This window comes from Thermomonas brevis, assembly GCF_014395425.1.
Classification (GTDB): Bacteria; Pseudomonadota; Gammaproteobacteria; order Xanthomonadales; family Xanthomonadaceae; genus Thermomonas; species Thermomonas brevis.
This window is the reverse complement of the sequence record NZ_CP060711.1, coordinates 1,967,566-1,981,231: the sequence shown is the minus strand read 5'-3', so window position 1 is coordinate 1,981,231 and position 13,666 is coordinate 1,967,566. Positions and strand designations below refer to the sequence as shown.

At 71.5% G+C, this 13,666-nt stretch carries 10 protein-coding genes; 7 read left to right on the top strand and 3 right to left on the bottom strand.

The window, feature by feature from the left end:
* Window positions 1-90: 90 nt before the first annotated feature.
* Window positions 91-1,968, top strand: a complete 1,878-nt coding sequence (locus H9L17_RS16145) for a hypothetical protein (protein WP_187569157.1) — start codon at window positions 91-93, stop codon at window positions 1,966-1,968.
* 48 nt (window positions 1,969-2,016) lie between these two features.
* On the opposite strand, the gene H9L17_RS09105 is transcribed toward H9L17_RS16145, so the two are convergent.
* Both H9L17_RS09105 and H9L17_RS09100 read right to left on the bottom strand, forming a co-directional pair.
* On the bottom strand, window positions 2,017-2,334 hold the full coding sequence (locus H9L17_RS09105; protein ID WP_187569156.1) for a DUF4286 family protein: 318 nt from the start codon (window positions 2,332-2,334) through the stop codon (window positions 2,017-2,019).
* Entirely contained in the window at window positions 2,331-3,491 is a 1,161-nt protein-coding gene (locus H9L17_RS09100) for a DUF3667 domain-containing protein (protein ID WP_187569155.1), read from the bottom strand. Before H9L17_RS09100 ends, H9L17_RS09105 begins: the two co-directional genes overlap by 4 nt.
* Before the next feature lie 148 nt (window positions 3,492-3,639).
* On the opposite strand from H9L17_RS09100, the gene H9L17_RS09095 reads away from it, so the two are divergent.
* Both H9L17_RS09095 and sppA read left to right on the top strand, forming a co-directional pair.
* Entirely contained in the window at window positions 3,640-5,040 is a 1,401-nt protein-coding gene (locus H9L17_RS09095; protein WP_187569154.1) for an MATE family efflux transporter, read from the top strand.
* Window positions 5,041-5,149: 109 nt separating this feature from the next.
* Entirely contained in the window at window positions 5,150-7,048 is a 1,899-nt protein-coding gene (gene sppA / locus H9L17_RS09090) for a signal peptide peptidase SppA (RefSeq protein WP_187569153.1), read from the top strand.
* Window positions 7,049-7,086: 38 nt separating this feature from the next.
* On the opposite strand, the gene H9L17_RS09085 is transcribed toward sppA, so the two are convergent.
* Complete coding sequence (locus H9L17_RS09085; RefSeq protein ID WP_187569152.1) at window positions 7,087-7,311, bottom strand: hypothetical protein; 225 nt, start codon at window positions 7,309-7,311, stop codon at window positions 7,087-7,089.
* A gap of 61 nt (window positions 7,312-7,372) precedes the next feature.
* On the opposite strand from H9L17_RS09085, the gene H9L17_RS09080 reads away from it, so the two are divergent.
* The 4 genes from H9L17_RS09080 (at window position 7,373) to H9L17_RS09065 (ending at window position 13,493) form a co-directional block, all read left to right on the top strand.
* Entirely contained in the window at window positions 7,373-8,152 is a 780-nt protein-coding gene (locus tag H9L17_RS09080; RefSeq protein WP_187569151.1) for an SDR family oxidoreductase, read from the top strand.
* A gap of 35 nt (window positions 8,153-8,187) precedes the next feature.
* The gene (locus H9L17_RS09075) at window positions 8,188-9,285 is read left to right on the top strand and encodes an HD-GYP domain-containing protein (protein WP_223158039.1); all 1,098 of its coding nucleotides are present in this window, start codon (window positions 8,188-8,190) and stop codon (window positions 9,283-9,285) included.
* Window positions 9,286-9,300: 15 nt separating this feature from the next.
* Window positions 9,301-12,747: a hybrid sensor histidine kinase/response regulator gene (locus H9L17_RS09070; RefSeq protein WP_187569150.1), complete on the top strand. Its 3,447-nt coding sequence runs from the start codon at window positions 9,301-9,303 to the stop codon at window positions 12,745-12,747.
* Between the two features lie 80 nt (window positions 12,748-12,827).
* Window positions 12,828-13,493 (top strand): Crp/Fnr family transcriptional regulator, encoded by a 666-nt coding sequence (locus H9L17_RS09065; protein ID WP_187569149.1) that lies wholly within the window; start codon window positions 12,828-12,830, stop codon window positions 13,491-13,493.
* Window positions 13,494-13,666 lie beyond the last annotated feature (173 nt).

Below are 13,666 nucleotides of genomic sequence, written 5' to 3'. Positions count from 1 at the left end.
GCGCGCACCATCCACGGACCACGGTATTTCCTCATGCAACGCTTGCTTCCCGCTTCCCGCCGCCCCTCAAGCCGCCCGCTGGCCGCGGCCGTGTCCCTGATCCTGCTGGCCGGTGCCACGCCTGCGTTTGCGCAAGTCGCGGGCGGCACCACGGCCACCGAGCCCTGCACGCAGGACACCACCACCGGCGCGATGGCGTGCATGCCCGGAAGCAACGTCGGCAAGAACGGCAACGGCGGCCCCTCCGGTTCCGGCGGCAGCGGAGGCGCGGGTGGTCAGGGCACCGAAACCGACAACGTCGCCATCGGAAAGAACAGCTCCGCCGGCAGCGGCGGGAATGGCGGATACGGCAATTCGGGCGGCACCGGCGGCGCCGGCGGCATCGGGGGAACAGGCAATCTCGCCTTTGGCATAGGCAGCAGCGCAGGGCGCGGCGGCGATGGCGGCGAAGGCAACTCGGGGGGCTTCGGTGGAGCCGGCGGCAAGGGCGGCAACAACAATATCGCCATCGGCAACGGCAGCAGCGCAGGCACCGGCGGCACCGGCGAGGAGGGCTGCTGCGGCGGCGCGTTCGGAGGCGCGGCAGGCGCCACCGGCACCGACAACAACATCGCGCTCGGCAGCAGCGCGTGGGCCAACGGTGGCGGTTCGGTGGCGTTGGGCTACAACAGCAACGACGGCGGCCAGGCCAATGTCATCTCGATCGGCAATTCCGGTTTGCAGCGAAGGCTGATCAACCTCGCCGCCGGGATCAACGCCACCGACGCCGTGAATGTCGGCCAGCTCAACACCGCCATTGCCGGCAGCGGCTGGAGCCTGAGCGCCGGCGGCGGCGCCCAGGAAGCGATCAGCAACGGCGAAAGCGTGGATTTCGCGACCGACGATCCCAACAACAACCTCACCGTCACCCGCAGCGGCAACACCATCCGCTACGGCTTCAGCGGCACGCCCACGTTCACCGGCCTGACCGTGGGCGGCGGTGGCGCCAGCTTCACCATCGTCAACAACACCGTAGTCAATATGGGGAGCAACGTGGTCGGCGGCGTCGCCAACGGCGTGGCCGCGACCGATGCGGTCAACAAGGGCCAACTGGACACCGCGGTGGCGGGCGCGAACGCCAATGCCGCCACTGCGCAGGCCACGGCCGATGCCGCGCAGGCCACGGCCACCGGCGCCGCAACCGCCGCCGGCGCCGCGCAGGTCACCGCCGATGCCGCACTGGCCAATGCCGCGACTGCACAGACAACCGCCGACGGTGCGGCATCCGCCGCGGCCACCGCACAGACCACCGCAGATACCGCGCTGACCAATGCGGCCACTGCACAGGCCACCGCCGACACCGCGCTGACCAATGCGGCCACTGCGCAGGCCACCGCCGACACCGCGCTGACCAACGCGGCCAACGCGCAAGCCACGGCCGATTCCGCGCTGACCGCCGCCAACAACGCGGTCGGCACGGCCAACGCGCATGCCGATGCCGGCGACGCCGCCACCCTGGCCTCCGCCAACGCGCATGCCGACGCCGGCGCTGCGGCATCGCTGGCATCGGCGCAGGCCTACGCCAACACTGGCGATGCTGCCACCCTGACCGCCTCGAAGTCCTACACCGACACGCAGTCCGCCGCGACGCTGGCCTCGGCCAACGCCTACACCGACCAGAAGTTCGCCGCGTGGAACGACAGCTTCACCCAGTTCCAGCAGCAGACTGACCGCCGTTTCGCCCAGACCGACCGCCGCATCGACCGGATCGGCGCGATGGGCAGCGCGATGACGCAGATGGCGGTGAACGCGGCGATCGGCAACAGCCCGCGCGGGCGGATGGCGATCGGCGTGGGCGCGCAGGGCGGGCAGGGCGCGGTGTCGATCGGCTACGGCAAGCGCATCGGCGATCGCGGTTCGTTCTCGGTCGGCGCCAGCTTCGGCAGCGGCGAATCCAGCGCCGGCGCGGGCTTCGGTTTCGATCTGTAATCCGGTTCCGCACTGTCCGAGGGGGCGCTCAGGCGCCCCCGTCGCGTTTCAGACGATCCGCAGCACCCGCCGGCTGGCGCGGAATTGGTCGCCGAAGCGCGCCATGCCGTCGCCGCGCATGCCGGTGGCGTGGCGGTCGAAGTAGTCCTGCAACGCCGCCTCGTCGCGCAGGTGGTAGTGCACGCAGAAGACGACGCGGCCCGGCGCGGGCGCGGGGTCCAGCACTTCGGTCATGCGCGCGTCGACGAAGCCCGGCAGGGCCAGCATCCGCGCCACGTGGTCGTGCAGCCAGGTGCGATAGTCCGCCTCGATGCCGGCATCGACGTCGAGGTTGACCTCGTAGATCACCTCGTCGCTCGCGCTCACATCGCCACCAGGCCGATCGCCATGCTGGCGACGATCGCGAAGCTCAGCAGCACCGTGTAGCAGGTGCCCAGCACGAAGTACTTGAGCAGCGTCATCGGCCAGCCCTGCCCGTACACCCGCTTCTGCATCAGCAGCAGGTAGACCGGCATCCACACCAGCAGCGCCTTCTCGATCAAGCCGAGCAGCCCGTGCAGCACGCCCGCTTCCGGCGCCACCGCGCTCTGCAAGGCGAGCACCAGCAGCAGCAACAGCAGGTCCAGGCACAGGAAGGCGTGGCTGTGCAGGGCGATTACCAGATGCTCCATGTACAGCCGGCGCTTGAACAGGTAGGCCAGCTTCAGCATCAGCGCGAAGATCGGCACCAGCACGAACAGGGTGGATGGCACCGCGCTCAGCACCGCGTCCTTGAACGCGGATTTGTCGTTCTGGAGGCGCTGGATGTTCTCGTTGCTGCGTTCCAGCTGCTTGTTGAACCAGCGGTCGCCGAACGCGGGCAGCCAGGTGTCGAGCGGGTTAGTCTCGGCATTCCAGGGTTTGCCGTTGACCTTGAAGTTGAGGCCGTGGTTGCCGTCCTTGTCCGGCGCCGGCGGCGGTTCGCCCTTGGCCTGCGCGCCCTGCAGCTGCTTGATGCGCCTGTCGGCTTCCTCGCGCACCGCCTGTTCGCCGACTTCCATGCCGATGATGCCGGTGGCGGCGGGCGTGCCGATCATCTTCTGCTTGCCCTCGGCCAGTTGGGCCAGCGCGGCGTCGCGGCGTTTCTCCACTTCGGACACGGTGGTGGCGGCGGCGATGCCGTCCGCTTCGCCGCCGATGTTGAAGTTCGGCCCGTCGGTGGTGAGCTGGGCCACGAAGAACGTGACCACGGCCAGGAGGAAGAACAGCCGGAACGGGGTGACGTAGCGGATCTGGCGGCCAGCGAAATATTCGCGGCTCAGGAAGCCCGGCTTGGCGAACAGCGGGCCGATGGTGCGGAACACGCGGAGGTCGAGGTCGAACACGCTGTCCAGGATGTCGCCGAACAGATTGCCCAGCGGCCGCATCAGCCCTTTCACCGGCTGGCCGCAGGCGTAGCAGTGCTCGCCCAGCAGCGGCGTGCCGCAGTTGCGGCAGGCGCCCTGCGGGGCGGGAACGGTCGAACTGTCGGTGGCGTCGTTCATCGGCATCCTCCTGGCGCCGGGTAAGATGGCAGCCCGCGCGCGCTGACGCCAGCGTGCGAATCGTCATCCCTCTTCCAATTTCGTCATTCCCGCGCCGCTGCTGACAGACGAATGTCTGTCCAAAGCGGGCATGGCGAGAAATACCTGCATGCCCGCCATTCCATCCGCCCCGCCCCGCTTCCTCGACGAAGTGCGCCACAGCGCGCGCCTGGCCGCGCCGTTGGCGGCCGGGCACCTGTCGCACGGGCTGGTCGGCTTCATCGACACCGTGGTCGCCGGCCACCACGGCACCGTCACGCTGGCCTCGGTGGCGGTGGGCGCGGCGCTGTTCTGGCTGCCGATGATGATGCCGATGGGCACACTGATGGCGCTGCCGCCGTCGGTGTCGCAGCTGGACGGCGCGGGCCGTCGCAACGAGATCGCGCCGCTGTTCCGGCAGGCGCTGTGGCTGGCGGCGGCGCTGGGCGTGCTGCTGTTCGCGCTGATGTCGCTGTTCCCGCTGGCGCTGGGGCCGATGGGGATCGCACCGGACATCGTGCCGGGCGCCACCGCCTTCATCCACGCGATCCGCTGGGGCATTCCGGGCTTCACCCTCTACCTGTGCATGCGCTACCTCAGCGACGGCCTGCACTGGTCGATGCCGACCATGCTGCTGGGCTTCGGCGGCCTGTTGCTGCTGGCGCCGGCCGGCTATGTGATGACCAACGGCCTGCTCGGCTTCCCCGAACTGGGCGCGGCCGGCGTGGGCTACGCCTCGGCGGCGATGTTCTGGCTGCAGGCGCTGGCCTTCGCGCTGTACCTGTGGCGGGCGAAACGCTTCGCCGACCTGCGCCTGTTCGCGCGCTTCGAGCGGCCGAAGCCGGCGGTGATCCTCGACCTGCTGCGCACCGGGTTGCCGATCGGGGTGACGGTGACGATGGAGGGCGGACTGTTCGTCGCCACCGCGCTGCTGATCGGGCGGCTGGGCGACGTGCCGGTGGCTTCGCACCAGATCGCGCTGAACGTGGCCTCGATGTGCTTCATGGTGCCGTTCGGCGTGGCCGAGGCGACCACCGTGCGGGTCGGCCACGCGCTGGGCCGCGGCGACCGCGCCGGGCTGCGCCGCGCGGCGTTCGCCGGCTTCGCGCTGGCGCTGGGCACGCAGGCGCTGTCGGCGCTGGTGATGCTGTTCGGCCACCACGCCATCGCCGGGCTGTACAGCACCGACGCGGCGGTGATCGCGCTGGCCGGCAGCCTGCTGCTGTACGCGGCGCTGTTCCAGTTCCCGGACGGCATCCAGGTGGTCTCCGCCGGCGCGCTGCGCGGGCTGAAGGACACCCGCGCGCCGATGTGGCTGGCGGCGCTGGCGTACTGGGGCATCGGCATGCCGGTCGGCGCCGGGCTGGGCCTCGGCTTGGGCTGGGGCGCGCCGGGGATGTGGCTGGGCCTGACCGCCGGGCTGACCGTGGCGGCGGTGCTGCTGTGCCGGCGCTTCCTGCGCAGCAGCGCGCGCCTGCCGATGCCGGCGCCCGCTCCGTCGCCATCCGTCACCGTGACCGATTGCGCATGAAGCCTTGACGCCGGCCCGTTAGCATCCATCTTCGAACTTGCCGTCCTTCCCGTTTTCGGGGAGACGACGAATCCTCTTCCCCGTTCCATCCGTTCCACCGGAGCCCTCCATGAACGAACCGCGCCGTCGCGGCCCCATCGCCCGCCTGGTGGTCGGCACCTGGGACGCGATCAACTTCACCCGCCGGCTGGTGTTCAACCTGCTGTTCCTGCTGGTGCTGGTGATCGTGCTGGTGGCGATGTTCGGCGGCGGCAAGCTGGCGCCGCTGGAGCAGCGCTCGACCCTGGTGTTCGCGCCCGAAGGCCGGCTGGTGGAGCAGTACAGCTGCGACGCCTTCAGCCGCAACCTGGCGCGCGCCACCGACAGCCGCGACTGCCGCGAAGTCCGCCTGCGCGACGCCCTGCGCGCGCTGGAATCGGCCCGTACCGACAAGCGCATCGAACGCGTGGCGCTGTACCTCGACGACCTGCAGCCCAGCGGCTTCGCCTCGCTGCGCGACGTGGCGGCGGCGCTGGCCGCAGTGCGCGCGGCGGGCAAGCAGGTGGTGGCCTACGGCGACAGCTACGAGCAGGGCCAGTACCTGCTGGCCGCGCAGGCCAGCGAGATCTACCTCGACCCGATGTCGCCGGGCGGCGTGAGCCTGGACGGCCTGGCCTCGTACCGGCAGTACTACCGCGAGGCGCTGCAGGACAAGCTCGGCATCGACATGCACCTGTTCAAGGTCGGCCAGTACAAGTCGGCCGCCGAGCCCTACATCCTCGACGCCGCTTCGCCCGCCTCGAAGGAGGCCGACCTGTTCTGGATGGGCGACCTGTGGAAGCGCATGCTGGCCGACGTCGGCAAGGCGCGCGGCCTCGACCCGGCCGCGCTGGAGAACGACGCCAACACGCTGCCGGAACAGGTGGCCGCCGCCCGCGGCGACATGGCCCAGCTCGCGCTGCGGCAGAAGCTGGTCACCGGCCTGAAGACCCGCGAGGACGTGGACAACCTGCTGGCCGAGCGCGGCGTGGCCGACGACAACGCCGAGGGCGGCTTCCGCCAGGTCGCGCTGGACACCTACCTGCAGCACCTCGACGGCGCGCTGCCGCAGGCCGACATCCGCCCGCAGGTCGCGGTGGTGGTGGCCGAGGGCGAGATCGCCGGCGGCACCGCCGCGCCCGGCCGGATCGGCGGCGAATCCACCTCCGCCCTGCTGCGCCAGGCGCGCGGCGACGACGACGTGAAGGCGGTGGTGCTGCGGGTCAACTCGCCGGGCGGCGAAGTGTTCGCCTCCGAGCAGATCCGCCGCGAGGTCGCCGCGCTGAAGGCCGCCGGCAAGCCGGTGGTGGTGTCGATGGGCGACGTGGCCGCCTCCGGTGGCTACTGGATCAGCATGAACGCCGACCGCATCTACGCCGATCCGTCCACCATCACCGGGTCGATCGGCATCTACGGCCTGATCCCCACCATCGACCGCACCCTCGGCAAGCTGGGCGTGCGCACCGACGGCGTCGCCACCACCAGGTACGCCGGCGCGTTCGACGTCACCCGCCCGCTCGACCCGGGCGTGGCGGCCACCGTGCAGGCGATGATCGACAAGGGCTACCGCGACTTCACCGGCAAGGTGGCGCAGGCGCGCGGCAAGACCGTGGAGCAGATCGACGCGGTGGCGCAGGGCCGCGTGTGGAGCGGCGCGCAGGCGAAGGAGCGCGGGCTGGTCGATGCGTTCGGGGGCCTGAAGGACGCAGTGGCCGATGCCGCCGCGCGCGCCAAGCTGGGCAAGCCCGAGCAGTGGCAGACCCGCTACCTCGAAGACAGCGCGGTGCCGCTGTCGCAGCTGCTGGCCGGGCTGATGCGCAGCCGCGCCGGCCTCGGCCTGCTGCATACCGGCGTAGGCGAACTGCTGCTGGCCAGCCGCGCGCACGCGCTGGCGCAGGACGCGCCGCTGCGCTTCGTGCAGGACGCGCTGGAAGGGCGCGGCCGCGGGCGGACCAAGGCGCTGGCGTACTGCTTCTGCGAGCCGCGCTGAGCCCGTAGCGGCGGCGTTCGCGCCGCGCGCGCATCTTCCTATCGCGCGGCCTCGTTCGCCGCGCGCGCCTGTTCGGCGGCCTGCGTCCGGGTCGCATCCACCGCGTCGCGCGCCGCGTTCTTGTAGGCGTTGGCGGCGGCGACGGTGGATGCCGCCGCCTTCGGTTTCGGCGGCTGCTCCGGATCCGGCGGCGATGGCGCGCTGCACGCGACGAGCAGGCACAGGCTTGCGGCGAGGGAAAGCAGCGGGGTTTTCCGGCGCATGGCGGTCTCCGATGCGGGCCGTGCCCTATCCTACGCCGGTCGTCCGGATGGAGAGTCGCCGATGCATTCGCCCCGCTGGAACCTGTCGGGACAACGCGCGCTGGTCACCGGCGCCAGCGCAGGAATCGGTCTGGCGATCTGCCGCGAGCTGCTCGGCTTCGGCGCGCAGGTGCTGATGGTGGCGCGCGACGCCGAACTGCTGGAGGCCGCGCGCGCCGAGCTGGAGGACGAGTTCCCCGGCCCGGAAGACCCGGTGCTGGCGCTGCCGGCCGACGTCACCGACGACGAACAGCGCGCCGAGATCCTCGACTGGGCCAAGGACCAGGGCGGGCTGCACCTCCTGGTCAACAACGCCGGCGGCAACGTGACGCGCCCCGCGCTGGACTACGGCGAGGACCAGTGGCGCGGCATCTTCGAAACCAACCTGTTCTCCGCCTTCGAGCTGTGCCGGCTGGCGCATCCGCTGCTGTCGAAGCACGCGGCGTCGAGCATCGTCAACGTCGGCAGCGTCTCCGGCATCACCCACGTGCGCAGCGGCGCGCCCTACGGCATGAGCAAGGCGGCGCTGCACCAGATGACCCGCAACCTGGCGGTCGAGTGGGCCGAGGACGGCATCCGCGTGAATGCCGTCGCGCCGTGGTACATCCGCACCCGCCGCACCAGCGGCAAGCTGGCCGATCCCGACTATCTGGACGAAGTGCTGCTGCGCACGCCGATGGGCCGCATCGGCGAGCCGGAGGAAGTGGCCGCCGCGGTCGCCTTCCTGTGCCTGCCGGCGTCGGGCTACGTCACCGGCGAGTGCATCGCGGTGGACGGCGGCTTCCTGCGCTACGGTTTCTGACCATTGCCGCGCAGCGGCCGTTCCGGGGAGGGCGGATGATGCAGGACGACACGCTGAGCAGGAAGATCGCGGACATCCACGCGCAGATCCGGGGCCATGTCGGCGACATCGGCCGCATCGGCATCGCGCTGTACCACGCCGACAGCGGCCAGCTCAGCACCTTCGTCCACAGTTCCGACGGGCAATCGCCGCTGGAGCGCTACCAGGTGCCGCTGGCGGAGGTGCCTTCGCTGCGGCGTCTGCACGAGGACGGCCGCAGCCGGATCATCGACGACCTGGCCTCGCTGGCCGGTTCGCCCAGCGAACATACCCGGCGGATCCTGGCGGCCGGCTACCGCTCCAGCTACACCTGCCCGCTGTACGCGCAGGGCGAACTGCTGGGCTTCCTGTTCTTCGATTCGCGCCAGCCCGGCCATTTCCGCAACGACGTCACCCTGCGGCTCGACAGCTACGCCGGGCTGATCTCGTCGCTGGTGTCGCACGCGCTGTCCGCCACCCGCGCGCTGCGCAGCGCGATGGCGCTGGCGCGCGAGCTGGGCCGCCATCGCGACGAGGAAACCGCCGGCCACCTCGACCGCGTCGCCCACTACACCCGCTCGATCGCGATGGCGCTGCCGGAGCGGCTGGGCCACAGCGACGAGGATGTCGAGTTCCTGTTCCAGTTCGCCGGCCTGCACGACATCGGCAAGATCGCGATCCCGGACCACATCCTGCAAAAGCCCGGGAAGCTGGACGCGGACGAATACGAAATCGCCAAATCGCACGTGCAGAAGGGCAGCGAGATGATCGGGACGATGATGCGCGAGTTCGGCCTCGCCAACGAACGCTACGCCGGGCTGCTGCACGACGTCATCGCCTGCCACCACGAACGCTGGGATGGCGGCGGCTACCCGCGCGGCCTGGTCGGCGAGGCGATCCCGCTGGCCGGCCGGATCGTGGCGGTGGCCGACGTGTTCGACGCGCTGACCAATCCGCGGCCGTACAAGCGCGCCTGGACGCTGGACGAGGGCATGGCCTACCTGCGCGACAACAGCGGCGGCCAGTTCGACCCGCAGTGCGTGGCGGCGGCCGAGCGCTGCTTCGACGACTGGCGCCGCATCCACGCGCGCTTCCACCCGCTGGACGCGGCCTGACGGCGGGGCGCGGGCATGCTGCCGGGCTGGGCGCTGCTGCTGGTATCGGTGGGCTATGCCGCGCTGCTGTTCGGCGTGGCCTGGCTCGGCGACCGCCATCCGCTGTATCCGCAGAGCCGCCGCCTGCGCCCGCTGGTCTACAGCCTGGCGCTGGCGGTGTACTGCTCGTCGTGGACGTTCTACGGCGCGGTCGGCACCGCCGCGCGGCAGGGCCTGGGCTACCTGCCGATCTATCTCGGGCCGCTGCTGTTCCTGCTGTTCGGCTGGCGCATCCTGGAGCGGCTGGCGCTGATCGCGCAATCGCAGAGCACGGTGTCGATCGCCGACTTCCTCGGCGCGCGCTACGGCCGCTCGCAGCAGATGGCCGCACTGGTGGCGATCATCGCGCTGATCGCAGCGGTGCCCTACCTCGCGCTGCAGTTCAAGGCGGTGGCGATCAGCCTGGACGTGCTCGGCGGGCGCGGCGCGCAGTCGCCGGCGTGGGGCGACCCGGCGCTGTACGTGGCGGCGCTGATGGCGCTGTTCGCGATCCTGTTCGGTACGCGCCAGGTCGACGCCACCGAGCACCGCCCCGGCCTGATGCTGGCGGTGGCGCTGGAGTCGCTGGTCAAGCTGGTAGCGCTGGTGGCGATCGGCGTGTTCGCGGTGGGCTGGCTGGACGCGCGCGCGATCCCGCTGGCCGACGCCACCCGCGCGCTGGTGGACAACGCGCCGCCGGTCGGCTTCGTCGCGCAGACGCTGCTGGCGTTCGCCGCCATCGTCTGCCTGCCGCGCCAGTTCCACGTGGCGGTGGTGGAATGCGCGGACGTGGCCGACATCCGCCGCGCGCGCTGGCTGTTCGGCGCGTATCTGGTCGCGATCAGCGTGATGGTGCTGCCGATCGCGGTGGCCGGCGTGGCCCGCTTCGGCAGCGACGGCGCGGTGCCGGCGGACAGCTTCGTGCTGGCGCTGCCGCAATCCGACGGCCACAGCGCGCTGGCGCTGCTGGCCTACGTCGGCGGCTTCTCCGCCGCCACCGGCATGGTGATCGTGGCCAGCGTGGCGCTGGCGACGATGGTCAGCAACGACCTGGCGATGCCGCTGCTGCTGCGCCGCGGGCTGGCCGGCGCCAACGTCGCCTCCACCGTGCTGTGGATCCGTCGCGCCGCCATCGTGCTGCTGGCGGCGCTGGCCTGGGGCTATTACCGCGCCAGCGCCAGCGACACCGAGCTGGCCGCGTACGGGCTGATGGCGTTTGCGGCGATGGCGCAGTTCGCGCCGCCGCTGATCGGCGGACTGTACTGGCGCGGGGCCAGCCGGCGCGGCGCGGAGAGCGCGCTGCTGCTGGGCTTCGCGGTGTGGGCCTACACCCTGCTGCTGCCGGCGCTGACCCGCTCCGGCTGGCTCGATCCGGGCTGGCTGGACGCAGGCCCGTTCGGCATCGCCTGGCTGCGTCCGCAGCAGCTGTTCGGATTGTCCGGCTGGGACCCGCTCACCCACGGCACGGTCTGCTCGCTGCTGGCGAACGTGGCCGCGCTGCTGCTGGTGTCGATGCGCTGGCGGCCGAGCCTGGACGAGCGCCTGCGCGCCGCGCCCTTCCTCGATCCCTACGCCAAGCGCCGCACCCTGGGCAGCGGCGAATGGCTGGGCAGCGTGCGGGTCGGCGAGCTGCTGTCGCTGGCCGGGCGCATCGTCGGCGAACGCACCGCGCAACGCGCCTTCGCCGAGCAGGCGCAGGCGCTGCAACGCGAGCTGGCACCGGCCGCGCAGGCCGACCGCCAATGGATCCAGTTCACCGAGCGCCTGCTCGCCGCCGCGCTGGGCGCGGCCTCGGCGCGGCTGGTGCTGACCAGCGCGCTGCACGGCTCCGGCATGGAAGTGGCCGAAGTCGTCGCGGTGCTGGACGAGGCCGGGCAGGAGCTGCGCTTCAACCGCGAGATCCTCTCCAACACGCTGGAGAACATCGACCAGGGCGTCAGCGTGGTCGGCCGCGACATGCGGCTGGTGGCATGGAACCGCAGCTACCAGCGGCTGTTCGACTATCCCGACGGGATGCTCTACGTCGGCCGGCCGATCGCCGACATGATCCGCTACAACATCGAGCGCGGCGAACTCGGCGAACTCGGCGAGGGCGACATCGACGCGCAGATCGAAAAACGCCTGGCCTACATGCGCGCCGGCTCGCCGCACGTGGCGGTGCGCGTGCGCGCCGACGGCAAGGTGATCGAGCTGCGCGGGCAGGCGCTGCCGGGCGGCGGCTACGCCACCAGCTACAGCGACGTGACCGAGCACGTGCGCGCCCAGCGCGAGCTGCGCGAGATCAACGAGACGCTGGAGCAGCGCGTGACCGAGCGCACCCGCGAGGCCGAGGCCGCGCAGGAAACCCGCGCGCGCTTCCTCACCGCGATCAGCCACGACGTGTTGCAACCGCTGAACGCGGCGCGGCTGTTCGCCTCCGCGCTGCGCGAAACCGGCGACGCCGCGCAGCAGCGGCACTTGGCCGAGCGCGTGGACGCTTCGCTGCGTGCCGCCGAGGAACTGCTGGACGGCCTGCTCGACGTGTCGCGGCTCGACGCCGGCGCGCTGACGCCGACGATCCGCGATCTGGATGCCGGCCAGCTGCTGCGCGAACTCGCCGCGCAGGCTGCGCCGATGGCGGCGGCGCGCGGCATCGACATCCGCGTGCACGCGCCGCCGCTGGCGGTGCGCAGCGACCCGCGCCTGCTGCGCCGGGTGTTGCAGAACTTCCTCGCCAACGCGCTGCGCTACACCCCGCGCGGTCGGGTGGTGCTGGCCGCGCGCCGGCGCGGCGCGCAGGTGGCGTTGCAGGTCTGGGACACCGGCCCCGGCATCCCCGCCCACCACATGCGCCAGATCTACGACGAGTTCCACCGCTACGAGCAGCCGTTCGACTGGGACGGCCGCGGCATGGGCCTGGGCCTGTCGATCTGCCAGCGCATCGCGCGCCTGCTCGGGCATGCGCTGGACGCGCGCTCGGAGATCGGGCGCGGCTCGATGTTCTCGATCGCCGCCCCGTGCGGCGAAGCCGCGGCGCTGCCTGCGCCCGTTGCGGCCATCGCGGCGGCATCGGAGTCCGGCCTCGACGGCCTGCGCGTGCTCTGCCTGGACAACGATCCGGACATCCTCGCCGGCATGCGCGCGCTGCTGGAGCGCTGGAACGTCGAAGCGCTGTGCGCGGGCACCGTCGACGCCGCGCTCGCGCTGGCGGCGCGGCGGCCCGGCGTGTTGCTGGTGGACTATCACCTGCACGACCGCCTCGACGGCCTGGACGCGCTGGACGCCCTGCGCGCCGCCTGCGGCGACGTCCCCGGCGCGCTGCTCACCGCCGACGGCAGCGCCGCGCTGAAGCAGGCCGCGCGCGAACGCGGCTACCGGGTGCTGACCAAGCCGGTGAAGCCGGCGTCGCTGCGCGCGTTCCTGGCCGCGCAGCACGGTTTCCCCGCGGCGGCGGGCGCAGAATGAACCGGCCTGCCGTCCCGCGGCATCGTTGAGTTCCTCCGGCGCTCGACTATCCTGCGCGCGGGGCTCCAGGGACTGGACCGATGCTCGACCTGCCAATGCGACTGCCGCCGACACTGCGGACCCTGATCTCCAGGCGGGGCCAGACGCAGCGCTATGCCGCCGACGAGGTGCTGTTCCACGAAGGCGACGCCTCGGACGGCCTCTACCTGCTGCTGTCGGGCCGGCTGAAGGTCTACGCCACCGCCAGCGACGGGCGGGAAGTGATCTACAACGTGCTGGAGCCGGGCGAACTGCTGGGCGAACTGTCGCTGGACGGCGGCGCCCGCACCGCGTCCGTGCGGGCGGTGACCGACGCCCGGTGCCTGGTGCTGGACAACGGCGCCGCACGGGCGCTGATGCGCGCGCAGCCGGAGTTCGCCGAGCACGTGCTCGCGATGGCGGCGGCGCGGGCCAGGCACAGCACGCGCATGGCCCGCAGCATCGCGCTGGACACCGTGCGCGACCGCGTGGTCGCGCTGCTCGAAGCGCATGCGATTGCGGACGGCAACGTGGCGCGCATTCCCACCGAGCTGACCCAGCAGGAAATCGCCGACCGCATCGGCGCCAGCCGGGAAACGGTGCACAAGGTGATCGGCGCGCTGGTCAGGGACGGCGTCCTGCACAAGGACGCCGGGCACAGGATGACGCTGCTGAAGCCGCTGCCGGGAAAGCCCGGAAAAGCGCGGCGCCCGCGCTCCACCGATTGAAGCCGGCCCGGCTTCGGGCCGAGGTGTGCAAACAGTCGTTCCATGCGGGCGAAGATGGGCAACGTCCCTGTCGCCCAAACCGTTCGGCCGGATCACGCGCGGCCGATGCGGTTATTCAGGCGTTGCAGCGGATGCAAGGCCAGTGGCGATTTCACTTGACTTCGCGCGCCGCG